The sequence below is a fragment of the Micromonospora sp. CNZ297 genome (assembly GCF_007827625.1).
The window spans coordinates 121,285-133,609 of the sequence record NZ_VISU01000002.1 but is presented as its reverse complement, the minus strand read 5'-3'; the positions used below and the strand labels follow the sequence as shown (position 1 = coordinate 133,609).

Genomic DNA, 12,325 nt, shown 5'->3' with positions numbered 1-12,325 from the left:
TAAGAAGGGGCCCTTCCTCTACCGGAGGCGTTAACAGGGGGCCCTTCCTTGCGGGCGGGCTGAGCTGGGGGAGAGTGGTGACTGTCGCCGTCGCGGCTGGTCGGAGATCCGTCGCGTACGTGCGAGACTAGACAACCATGAGCGACCCACGGATCACCTCGTCGATCTTCACCCGCGGCGCGGTCGACCTCAGCGCGCTGCGCACCCCCGCACCGGCCGACACCTCCTCCGCCACACCGTCCCAGGGCGCTGGGCCGGCCGGGCTGCCGGGCAGCCCCGCCGGCTCCGCCGCCGTGATCGACGTGACCGAGGCGAACATCCAGTCCGAGGTGCTCGAACGCTCGCTCACCACACCGGTGGTGGTCTTCTTCGGCGCCGCCGGCTACCCGGAGAGCGACCAGTTCGCCCCGGTGCTGGAGCGGCTGGCCGCCGAGGGCGGCGGAGCGTGGCTGCTGGCCCGGGTCGACGTGCAGCAGCAGCCGCGGCTCGCGCAGATGTTCCAGCTCCAGACGCTGCCCACCACGTACGCCATCGTCGGCGGCCGTCCGATCGACGCCTTCCCCGGCCCGGTGCCGGAGTCGCAGTTGCGACAGTGGCTCCAGGCGGTCCTCAAGGCCGGTGGCGTCACAGTCGCCGAGCCGGAGGACCCGCGCCTCGACGCCGCCGACGACGCGCTGATGAGCGGTGACCTCGACGCGGCCGAGGCGGCGTACCGGAAGATCCTGGCCGAGTCGCCGGCGGACGCGGCTGCGGAGGCGGGCCTGGCGCAGGTCGGGCTGGCCCGCCGGGTGGCGGGCGCCGACCCGCAGGGCGCGCTGGACGCCGCTGCGGCCGCCCCCGACGACGTGGACGCCCAGCTGCTGGCCGCCGACATCGAGGTGCTCAGCGGCCTCGCCGACGAGGCGTACAAGCGGCTGGTCGGCCTGGTCCGGCGCACCGCCGGGGACGACCGGGACCGGGTACGCCAGCACCTGCTCGGCCTGTTCACCATCGCCGGCCCGGACGACCCCGCCGTGGCCTCCGCCCGACGCGCCCTGGCCAGCGCGCTGTTCTGAGTCAACCCGCGCGGGCCGGCGCACCGCCGGCCCGCCCGACCGCCGAGGACGGGAGCCCATGATGCGCCGGATCGCCGTCCTCGACGCGCCGACGAACCTCGGACTGCGCCCGCCCACTGCGAGCTCCGTCCCCGGTTGCGGCAAGGCGCCTGGTGCGCTGCGCGACCACGGCCTGCTCGCGCGGCTGCGGGCCCGCGACGCCGGCTGCCTCACCCCGCCGCGGTACGACCCGGGCGACTGGCGGCCCGGCGACGGCGTCTGCCACGCGCCGGAGATCTCCGCGTACTCGGTGGCGCTCGCCGACCGGATCGGCGCGATCATCGACCGGGGCGAGTTCCCGCTGGTGCTCGGCGGCGACTGCTCGGTGCTGCTCGGCTCGGCGCTGGCCATGCACCGCCTCGGCGAGGCGGTCGGCGGGCGGATCGGGCTGGTCTTCGTCGACGGCCACTCCGACTTCCGGCACCCCGGCAACGCCTCCTACGTCGGCGCCGCAGCCGGGGAGGATCTCGCCCTGGTCACCGGCCGGGGACAGCCCGACCTGGCCGCGATCGAGGGCCGCAGGCCGTACTTCCGGGACATCGACGTGGTGGTGCTCGGCATCCGCGCGCAGGACGAGTACCGGCTCGACCTCCAGGCCGCCGGCATCACCACCCGGCCGGTGCCGGCGCTGCGCGCCGAGGGTGCCGCCCGTACCGCCCAGTGGGCGCACGAGCAGCTCGTCGACTGCGCCGGCTACTGGGTGCACATCGACGTGGACGTGCTCGACCCGGCGGTGATGCCCGCCGTGGACGCGCCCGACCCGGGCGGCATCGCCTTCGCCGAGCTGGAGATCCTGCTCGCCGGGCTGGTCGACACCCCGCACTGCCTCGGCGTCGAGCTGACAGTCTTCGACCCCGACTACGACCCGGACGGGGCGTACGCGGCCGAGATCGTGAACACAGTGGTGGCCGGGCTCGCCCCTGTGGTCGCGCCGGGCGCCGTGCCGCCCCGGTTGCTGCCGGCCGGGCCTGTCGCACCGGCGCCCCGCGCCGCCGACAGCCGGCCGGAGCCCGAGCCGCTGCCCGCCCCGGCGGCCGTACCGGCGCCGGCGGTCGCGGTGGAGCCGATCGGCCCCGACCCGACCGTCGGCGACGACCTCGGCGACGACCCGCTGGGGCCCGGCCTGCTGCGCCGCGCCCCCGCCGGAGACGAGCCGGACCCGGCCCGCTCCGGCATCGACATCGCCTGACCGGTACGCCTCAGCTCGCGGCCAGGCCGCGCAGGAACTTCTCGGCGATCGGCGCCGCCACCTTCGAGCCCGCCCCGCCCTGCTCGACGAAGACGGCGAAGGCCACGTCGCCCTGCCAGCCGACGAACCAGGCGTGCGTGTGCGCCGGGTTGTTGTCGTACTCCGCGGTGCCGGTCTTGCCGTGCACCGGCTCGCCCGGCACGTCCGCCAGCGCGCTGCCGCTGCCCGCTGTCACCACCCCGCGCATCATCGACTTCAGCGCCGTCACCGACTCCGGCTTGAGCGCCTCGCCGGCCGGTGCGGGCTTGGCCGGCGCCGGGTCGAGCAGCAGCTTGGGCTGCTCGAACCTGCCCCGGGCCACCGCCGCCGTGGCGCTCGCCATGGCCAGCGGGCTCACCAGCGTGGTGCCCTGGCCGATCGCGGCGGCGGCCTGCTCGGTGGCCGAGCCGTTGGCGGAGATCTTGCCGGTGAACGCGTCGGTGCCCAGATCCCACGCGGCCTCCAGGCCGAGCGTACGGCCGGCCTGGGCCAGCCCGTCCGGGCCGAGCTTCGGCGCCAGCGCGGTGAACGCGGTGTTGCACGACTTGGCGAAGTCGGTGGCGAACGGCACCGGGCCCAGCTCGAAGTTGTCCGAGTTCTTGAAGACCCGGCCCTCGACTGTCGACGTCTTCGGGCAGTCCACTGTCGTCTGCGGCGTCACCGCGCCCCGGTCGAGCAGGCCGAGCGCGCTGACCATCTTGAACGTCGAGCCGGGCGGCACCTGGGCGGTGAAGGCGAGGTTGTCGCCCGCCGCACCCGGGCCGTTCGCGGCGGCCAGCACCGCGCCGTCGCTGATCCGCACGGCGACCAGGGCGGAGCGGCGGGTCTGCCCGCGCAACGCGGCGTCGGCGGCGTTCTGGGTGGCCGCGTCGATTGTCGTCTTCACCGGCTGACCGGGCTTCGGGTCGGCGCGGAACAGCTCCGTGCCGGTCGGCTCCACCTTGCCGTCCGGGGTGGTCCGCTGGGTGATCACGGTGACGCCGGGGACGCCGCGCAGCCGCTCGTCGTACCGGCCCTGGAGACCGCCGTGGCCGACCAGGTCGCCGCGCGCGTACCGGTCGGGGTGGGCCTGGAGGTCGTCGGCGGTGGCCTGGTCGACCGAGCCGAGCAGCGCCCGGGCGAACTCGCGGGTCGGCGCCAGCATGAGCTGCTCCGAGACGAACCGGGTGCCGGGCAGGTCGTAGATGCGCGGCTTGATCTGCCGGTACGCCTCGTCGCGCAACGTCACCACCTCGACCAGGCCGTCCGGCTTGGCCTCCTTGAGCCGCTTCGGCAGGTCGCCCAGGTCGACCGGCGGGGTGAGCGCGGGCCGGATCGCCTTGAACGCGGCGTCCAGCTTCCGGACCATGCCGGGGACGTCGTCGACCTCGCCGGGAACGAGCTGCACCCGGACCACCGGGCGTGGCGCGACGATCGGCTGACCGGCCGCGTCCAGCACACCGGCGCGCTGCGCCGGCTCCCGCCGCAGCGCGATCTTGTCACCGCTCTCCAGCTTCTCGTGCACCACCGACGGCTCCCAGATCACCTGCCACCGGTCGTCGCCGCCGCGCTTGAGGCGTACCGGATTCTCGTAGGCCCAGGTGCCGCCGCCGGGCAGCGCCCAGCTCACCTTGACCCGGGCGGTGGCGACGTCGCCCTTGGTGGTGATGTCGCCGGTGCGGGCCAGCTCCGGCGGGTCGGCCGCGAGCGCGCCGGCGAGTGCCTGGATCTGCTTGGTCACCTCACCGGCGGGCAGCCGCCCGCCGGTCGGCTCGACGAAGCCGACCGCCTGGAGGTCACCGGAGCGCCAGCCGCCGAGGAACGCCTCGACGGCTGTCTCCGGGCCGTCGTCCCCGGAGCATCCGGTCAGCGCGCCGGCCGTGACCAGGACGGCGGTCAGCGCCGCGAGGGCGCGGTGACGGGTGTGACGGCGGGGGCGGACGGGGTACGACACGGGCATGAAGCAGTCCCTCCGGTGCTCAACTGCCCTGCACGCTAGTACGGCCCGGCGTTCCCCACCGCCCCGCCACGGCCTCCGGCAGCGCCAGAAGCGGCGTGTGGCAGTGTGATGAACATCGCCAGTCGGGGTACTCCGCGAGCGGCCGACCACGGACCCGCAACGGGTGAAAGGACAGAGTCCCGATCCGGACGTCCGGCCAGTGGTCCGCCGCGGGAGGTACCGCGCGGTAGGGCCTAGGCTGGGCGGCAGAGTGACCCACAACGCGGTGGGTCGAGGGGAGTGGCACCGATGGACCGGCGTCCGGCGATCAAACCGGGACCCGACCTCCGGCAGGCTGACACCGGCCGGGACGACGACAGCTTCGATTCGGCGACCGACGGAGACGGTTTCAGCCGTCTCGACACAGGAGTGACCGGGATGACCGGTTCCAGCATCGACACCCTCTACGACCTGGGCCTGCCTGCGCAGGCACTGGCCGACGAGTCGGAGGACGCCGAGCTGGACGAGCCCGTTCCCAACGCGGAGCGGCTGGTCGCCCAGGCGGTCGCGCTGGCAGGCGACGACCACGACGCGGCCACACTCGTGGACCGCTTCTGGCGGTTCGCGCCGGACGAGGAGCTGATCGGCTTCACCGCCGAGGAGATGCTGGAGGCGGCCCGGGCCCACCGGGACCTGGCCCAGCAGCGGGTGCCGGGCGAGCTGAAGCTCCGCATCCACGAGCCGGACGCCGAGCAGCACCACACGGTCGTGGAGATCGTCACCGACGACATGCCGTTCCTGGTCGACTCGGTGACCGCCCTGCTGAACTCCCGCCACCTGGACGTGCACCTGCTCGTGCACCCGCTGGTCGTGGTGCGGCGCGAGCCGCTGGGCCGGCTCACCGAGGTGTCGGCGGACGTGGAGCCGGACGACGCGATCGCCGGTGACCTGGTCGAGAGCTGGATGCGGATCGAGATCGACCCGGTCCGCGACCCGGCCGAGCGGGAGACGTTGCGGCGCGAGTTGCAGCGGGTGCTCACCGACGTGCGCGAGGCGGTCGAGGACTGGCCGAAGATGCGACAGCGGGCCCTCGCGCTCGCCGACGAGCTGGCCGCCGCCCGGACGTCGGACAACCGCCCGCCGGTGCCGGAGAAGGACATCACCGACTCGGTGGAGCTGCTGCGCTGGCTGGCGCACGACCACTTCACGTTCCTCGGCTACCGGGAGTACCGGCTGGTCGACACCGACGGCGCGCGCGGCGGGCAGGCCCTGGAGGCGGTGCTCGGCACCGGGCTGGGCATCCTGCGCTCCGACTCGCCGGAGGCCCGGTCGCTGAACTCGATGACGCCCGAGGCGCACGAGAAGGTGCTGGAGAAGCGCCTGCTCATCATCACCAAGGCCAACTCGCGTGCCACTGTGCACCGCTCGGCGTACCTCGACTACATCGGCTTCAAGATCTTCAACGAGGCCGGTGAGGTGGTCGGGGAGCGGCGCTTCCTGGGCCTGTTCTCCACCGCCGCGTACCGGACCAGCGTGCAGGAGTTGCCCGTGGTCCGGCGCAAGGTCGCCGAGGTGCTCGACCGCTCGGGCCTGAGCCTGCGCAGCCACTCCGGCAAGGACCTGTTGCAGATCCTGGAGACCTACCCGCGCGACGAGCTGTTCCAGATCAAGACCGACGACCTCTACCACGCGGTGATCGGCGTGCTGCGGATGGCGGGTCGCCGGCAGCTGCGGGTGTTCCTGCGCCGCGACGCGTACGGGCGGTTCATCTCCTGCCTGATCTACCTGCCGCGGGACCGGTTCACCACGCAGAACCGGCTGCGCATGCAGGACATCCTGCTGCGTGAGCTGAACGGCGTCGGCGTCGACTACACCACGCGGGTGACCGAGTCGATGCTGGCCCGGGTGCACTTCATCGTGCGTACCGACCCGAACAACCCGCCCGGCGACATCGACGCCGACCTGCTCGCCGAGGAGCTGGCCGACGCGACCCGCCTCTGGGACGACGACTACCGGCTGGTGCTGGAACGCAAGCTCGGCGACGAGCAGGCCAAGCACCTGTTCGCCCGGTACGCCGACGCGTTCCCGGAGGGCTACAAGGACGGGCACACGCCGTACGAGGCGATGAAGGACCTGGCGAAGCTGGAGCTGCTGGAGGAGCCCGGCCAGCTGGAGATGCACCTGTTCCGCAAGCAGGCGCCGCCGCGTCCGTACGCGGCCCGCGCCGCCGACGCCGACGAGGCGATGGACGTGCGGTTCAAGGTCTACCGGTACGGCGAGCCGATGATGCTCTCCGCCGTGCTGCCGGTGCTGCACTCGCTCGGCGTGAAGGTGGTCGACGAGCACCCGTACGAGGTGGAGCGCGTCGACGGCCGGATCTGGCTCTACGACTTCGGTCTGGAGCTGCCCGAGCGGCACCAGGACCTGGCCGAGGTGCGTCCGCACGTGGAGAACGCCTTCGCCGCCGCCTGGCGGGGCGAGGCCGAGGTGGACGGCTTCAACGAGCTGGTGCTCCGGGCCGGGCTCACCTGGCGGCAGGTCGTCGTGCTGCGCGCGTACGCGAAGTACCTGCGGCAGGCCGGCACCGTGTTCTCCCAGGAGTACATGGAGCAGACGTTCATCGCGTACCCGCAGATCGCGGAACTGCTGGTGAAGCTGTTCGAGACCCGGTTCGCCCCGGGCGCCATCACGCTCGACGAGCGGCGGCAGCGCAGCGGCGAACTGGTCGACGCGATCGGCGAGGCGCTGGACGAGGTGGCCAGCCTCGACCAGGACCGCATCCTGCGGTCGTACCTGACGTTGATCCAGGCCACGCTGCGTACCAGCTTCTACCAGAAGCCGGTGGGCGGGCGGCCCAAGGCGTACGTGGCGTTCAAGCTGGACCCGCAGGCCATCCCGGACCTGCCGGCGCCGCGGCCCAAGTTCGAGATCTTCGTCTACTCGCCCCGGTTCGAGGGCGTGCACCTGCGCTACGGGCCGGTGGCCCGAGGCGGCCTGCGCTGGTCCGACCGGCGTGAGGACTTCCGGACCGAGGTGCTCGGCCTGGTCAAGGCGCAGATGGTGAAGAACGCCGTGATCGTGCCGGTCGGCGCCAAGGGCGGCTTCGTGCTCAAGCAGAAGCCGGGTGACCGGGACGAGGCGGTGATCTGCTACAAGGAGTTCATCTCCGCGCTGCTCGACGTCACGGACAACATCGTCAGCGGCGAGATCGTGCCGCCCGAGGACGTGGTCCGGCACGACGGCGACGACCCGTACCTGGTGGTGGCCGCCGACAAGGGCACGGCGACGTTCTCCGACATCGCCAACGAGATCTCCGAGGCGCACAGCTTCTGGCTGGGCGACGCGTTCGCCTCCGGCGGCTCGGCCGGCTACGACCACAAGAAGATGGGCATCACCGCCCGGGGCGCCTGGGAGTCGGTCAAGCGGCACTTCCGGGAGCTGGGGCACGACACCCAGACGCAGGACTTCACTGTGGTCGGCGTCGGCGACATGTCCGGTGACGTGTTCGGCAACGGGATGCTGCTGTCGCGGCACATCCGGCTGGTGGCCGCGTTCGACCACAGGCACATCTTCCTCGACCCGGACCCGGACTCGGCCCGGTCGTGGGAGGAGCGCAAGCGGCTGTTCGACATGCCGCGCTCGTCGTGGGAGGACTACGACCGCGAGCTGATCTCCGAAGGCGGCGGCGTCTACCCGCGTACGGCGAAGTCGGTGCCGGTTTCGCCGCAGGTCCGCGCGGTGCTCGGCCTCGACGAGGACGTCACGCAGATCAGCCCGCAGGAGCTGATGAAGGCGATCCTCACCGCGCCGGTCGACCTGTTCTGGAACGGCGGCATCGGCACCTACGTCAAGGCGTCCAGCCAGACCAACGCCGAGGTGGGGGACAAGTCCAACGACGCCATCCGGGTGGACGGCAAGAGCCTGCGCTGCCGGGTGGTCGGCGAGGGCGGCAACCTGGGCTTCACCCAGCAGGGCCGGATCGAGTACGCCTCGACCGGCGGCCGCATCTACACCGACTTCATCGACAACGCGGCCGGTGTGGACTGCTCCGACCACGAGGTCAACATCAAGATCCTGCTCAACACGGCCGTGGCCGACGGCGAGCTGGACCGGCCGGAGCGCGACGAGCTGCTGGCCCAGATGACCGACGAGGTCGCCGAGCTGGTGCTGCGGGACAACTACGACCAGGCGCGGGCGCTCAACAACGCCCAGGCCCAGGCCGCCTCGCTGCTCCCGGTGCACCGGCGGATGATCAACGAGCTGGAGCGGTCCGGCGCGCTGAACCGGTCGCTGGAGGCGTTGCCGTCGGACGAGGAACTGGCGGTCCGCACCGAGAGCGGCCTGACCGCGCCGGAGTTCGCGGTGCTGCTCGCGTACGTCAAGATCGTGCTGGAGCGCGAGATCGTCGGCGAGGGCCTGGCGGACGAGGAGTGGACGACCGACGTCCTGGTCAACTACTTCCCGACGCCGCTGCGGCAGCGCTTCGCCGAGCGGATGGGCCGGCACCGGCTGCGCCGGGACATCGTCACCACCGTCCTCGTCAACGAGGCGATCAACCGGGGCGGCATCTCGTTCGTCTTCCGGGTGGTCGAGGAGACGGCGGCGTCGGCTGCGGACGTGCTCCGGGCGTACGTGGTGGTCCGCGAGGTGTTCGGCCTGCGCGACCTGTGGGACGCGGTCGAGGCGCTGGACAACAAGGTCTCGCCCGAGTTGCAGACGGCCGTCTACCTGGACACCCGGCGGCTGCTCGACCGCGCGGTGCGCTGGCTGGTCACCAACCGGCGCTCGCCGATCGACGTGCCGGCGGAGATCGCCCGGCTGCGCGACGGTGTGGCCCGGCTCCTGCCGGACCTGGAGAACCGGTTCTGGGGCACCGAGCGGGAGGCCATCGCGGCGCACATCGAGTCGCTGGTCGAGCGCGGGCTGCCGCGTGACCTGGCCGAGCAGGCGACCCGCCTGATGTACAGCTTCGGCCTGCTGGACATCGTGGAGACGGCGCAGGGCACCGGGCGGGACGTGAGCGAGGTGGCCTCGGTCTACTTCGTGCTCTCCGACCGGTTCCGGGTCGACGCGTTGCTGTCGAAGATCTCCCTGCTGCCCCGCGAGGACCGGTGGCAGACGCTGGCCCGGATGGCGCTGCGCTACGACCTGTACGCCGCGCTGGCCGCGCTCACCGCCGAGGTGCTCGGGTCCACGCCGGAGGACGTGCCGCCGGTGGAGCGGGTGCAGGAGTGGGAGCAGGCGAACGCCACCTCGATCCACCGGGCGCACCGGGCGATGGGGGAGTTCGACGAGTCCCGCGCCGACCTGTCCGCGCTGTCGGTGCTGCTGCGCCAGATCCGTACCCTGGTCCGGACCTCGGCGGCGGCCTGACCGCTGACGCACGAGTGGCCCGGTGGTCGGTTCCCCGACCACCGGGCCACTGCCGTTCCCGCCCTCAGCTGGTCATCGGGGCGTAGACGACGATGTTGTTCAGGTAGCTCCCGGCCGTCTTGTCGAACACCCCGCCGCAGGTCACCACGCGCAGGGCCGGGACGTCCGACGGACCGTAGACCTGCGCGGCGGGAAAGGCGGTCTTCGGGTACGACGCGACCTCCCGCACGGTGAACGTGGCGGACGAGCCGTCCTGCCGGGCGACCACTATCGTGTCGCCCGCCACCAGCGCGCCGAGGTTGAAGAACACCGCCGGGCCGAGCTGGGCGGAGTCGACGTGACCGACGATCACCGCGTTGCCGGCCTCGCCCGGGCTGGCGCCGGGGGAGTACCAGCCGGCGTTCATGGCCTGGTCCAGCGGGGGCACCTGGACCGTGCCGTCCGGGTTCGTGCCGAGCGACATGATCGGCGCCTGCACCCCGATGCGGGGGATCGAGATGGTGACCGGCGCCGACCGGGGAAGTGGAGCCGGGGCGGCGCCCGTCGTGTCCGGGGTGCCCGGGACGGCTGCGGCGCCCGGGGTGGCGCCGGGTGCGCCGGTCAGTGGGCCCGGCGTCGCCGGGCCGCCCCCGGCGGCGTCCGCTGCCGGCTGGCCGGTGCCGCCCGGTGTGGACTGGCCGGTGGTGCCCGGTGCGGGTTGGCCCTCGGCGTCCGGGTCGGCGTAGGCGCCGGGGGGATCGCTCAGCGGGTCGGTGGTGACGGGAGCCGCCTGCGAGATCGGCTGCGGTGGGGACGGTGTCGGGGCGGTCCGTACGGACGCGCCGATCAGACCGGCCCCGGCCATGGCGAGCAGGACGACGACGGCCGCGCCGGCGGCACGCCACGGACTTCCGTGACGGCCGCCGGCCCGGGTCGTCGTCCGGTCAGACCAGGCCACCGGCCCGCCGCCGACGCAGCAGCACCAGGCCGCCCAGCGCCGCGGCGCCGATCATGCCCGCGCCACCGGTGGCGAGGTTGCGGTCCACGCCGGTGGTCGTCATGCCACCGTCGCCGCCGTCGACCCCACCGCGCGGCAGGACCACCAGCTCGCCCTCACCGCAGGTGCCCCGCAGCTCGTACCGGCCCGGCCGGGCGTCGTGCGACACGGTGGCCTCGCCGTAGTAGACGAAGTCCTTCCCGTGCTCCCACTCGTCCTTGCCGTAGTCGCGCTCGGCGTCCTTGCCGTAGTCGCCCTTGTCCTCCTGCCAGGCGCCTCCGCTCGCCTGCCAGTCGTCCTTGCCGCCCTGCCAGTCGTCCTTGCCGCCCTGCCAGTCGTCCTTGCCGTCCTGCCAGGAGCCGTGCTCGTCCTTGCCGTCCTTGCCCTTGTCGTCCGGCCGGCCGCCACGGTCGTCCTTGCCGTGCTCGTCCTTGGCGTCCTTGCCGTACCGGTCCTTGCCGTCGGGGCCGTGCTCGTCCTTGGTCCAGTCCGGCGCGCCCGCCTTCTCCTTCTCCCAGCCCGGCTCGGCGTCCTGGCCGTACTCGTCGTGCCCCTGCCAGTCGCCCGGGTCGACGGCCGCGCCGGCGCCCGCGCCACCCGGCTGCGGCTGCCCTTCCGGCTGGCCGGCGGGCGGCTGGGGCTGGTTCGCCGGAGGCTGCGGCATGCCGTCGCCACCCGGCCCGTTCCCGCCCGGCCCGTCGCCACCCGGGCCGTTGCCACCGGGGCCGTTCCCACCCGGACCGCTGCCGCCGGGGCCGTTGCCGTCCGGGCCGTGCCCCTCCCCGCCCGGCTCGCCGCGGCCGTCCGGGCCCTTGCCGTGCTCGTCCTTGCCGTGGTCGTCCTTGCCGTGGTCGTCCTTGCCGTCCGGGCCCTTGTCGTCCCAGCCCCAGTCCTGGTCGCCGCCCCAGTCGCCGCCGCGGTCGGCCCAGTCGCCGTGCTCGCCGTCGCGGGCCGGGTGCAGGTCGACCTTGCCGGTCACCTTCGACCAGACGGTGGCGTGCTTCTGCGGCTCGGAGCAGATCGCGAGCAGCTCGACGGTGTCCCCCGCCTTCACCACGTGGGGCTTGGCGATGACCTTGCCCTCGTCGTGCCCGCCCGCGTAGGCCATTCCCGGGGTGAACGCGAGAAGGCCGGCTCCGCCGAGGGCGGCGCCCGCGACCACCTTCCCGAGCATCTTCTTAGCCATGACCAGCGTCTCCATCCCTGTTCGTCCTGAGCCCGACGTCAGTCGAGCTAAGGCTGACGTTAGACCTTTTCGCGACTTATCCGGGGAAAGATTCGCTTTTAGGGATTTGCCGGTGATGTGGCCCCGGCGCGTGCTGCCCGACCGGTAGCGCCGATCAGGCTCTCCACGGCGGTCCCGCGACGCCGGTCCCACTCGTGCTGTCGGCGCCCCTCCGCGCGGTCCGCGTACCGAGTGGAACGTCATGGGTGTCTCCGGGTCGTTTTGACACCCATGACGTTCCACCCGAGCTGAAGGGCGCCGGTGGGCGGCGGGGAGTGGGGGTGTGGTGGCGCCGGGCGCCGGTAGGGTGGGCGGCAGGCGTATCGAGCCATTGCCATGGAAGCGCTCCCATGCGAGAATCGCTGCACGCGGTTCGGGGAGCCACACCGCGAGCTCAGACGTCGAGGGCAGCCGGCACCACCGGCCGACGTCCGGCTCCATCGGCCGGTCCTGCGGACCGGTCGGCACCACCACCCCCACAACGCCCGTCCGGGTCGGGCGTCCCCCGAAG

6 protein-coding genes are annotated in these 12,325 nt (G+C 73.0%); 3 read left to right on the top strand and 3 right to left on the bottom strand.

Translation table 11 applies throughout. The features are described from left to right. Positions 1-137: 137 nt before the first annotated feature. Together FB454_RS03955 and FB454_RS03950 are read left to right on the top strand one after the other, a co-directional pair. Positions 138-1,055 (top strand): tetratricopeptide repeat protein, encoded by a 918-nt coding sequence (locus FB454_RS03955; protein WP_145752849.1) that lies wholly within the window; start codon positions 138-140, stop codon positions 1,053-1,055. A 58-nt stretch (positions 1,056-1,113) separates the two neighbouring features. Further along, entirely contained in the window at positions 1,114-2,283 is a 1,170-nt protein-coding gene (locus tag FB454_RS03950) for an arginase family protein (RefSeq protein WP_013288193.1), read from the top strand. A 10-nt stretch (positions 2,284-2,293) separates the two neighbouring features. On the opposite strand, the gene FB454_RS03945 is transcribed toward FB454_RS03950, so the two are convergent. Continuing rightward, positions 2,294-4,261 carry a penicillin-binding transpeptidase domain-containing protein gene (locus FB454_RS03945; protein ID WP_145752847.1) on the bottom strand — a complete coding sequence of 656 codons (1,968 nt, stop codon included), beginning with the start codon at positions 4,259-4,261 and terminating at the stop codon, positions 2,294-2,296. Between the two features lie 288 nt (positions 4,262-4,549). Between FB454_RS03945 and FB454_RS03940 the strand changes: the two genes are divergently transcribed. Then, entirely contained in the window at positions 4,550-9,613 is a 5,064-nt protein-coding gene (locus FB454_RS03940; RefSeq protein ID WP_145752845.1) for an NAD-glutamate dehydrogenase, read from the top strand. Positions 9,614-9,677: 64 nt separating this feature from the next. On the opposite strand, the gene FB454_RS03935 is transcribed toward FB454_RS03940, so the two are convergent. Together FB454_RS03935 and FB454_RS03930 are read right to left on the bottom strand one after the other, a co-directional pair. Next, positions 9,678-10,457: a class F sortase gene (locus tag FB454_RS03935; protein ID WP_145753062.1), complete on the bottom strand. Its 780-nt coding sequence runs from the start codon at positions 10,455-10,457 to the stop codon at positions 9,678-9,680. 79 nt (positions 10,458-10,536) lie between these two features. Continuing rightward, a complete protein-coding gene (locus FB454_RS03930; protein ID WP_486481514.1) occupies positions 10,537-11,775 on the bottom strand; it encodes a hypothetical protein in 1,239 nt (412 codons plus the stop codon). Positions 11,776-12,325: the final 550 nt, after the last annotated feature.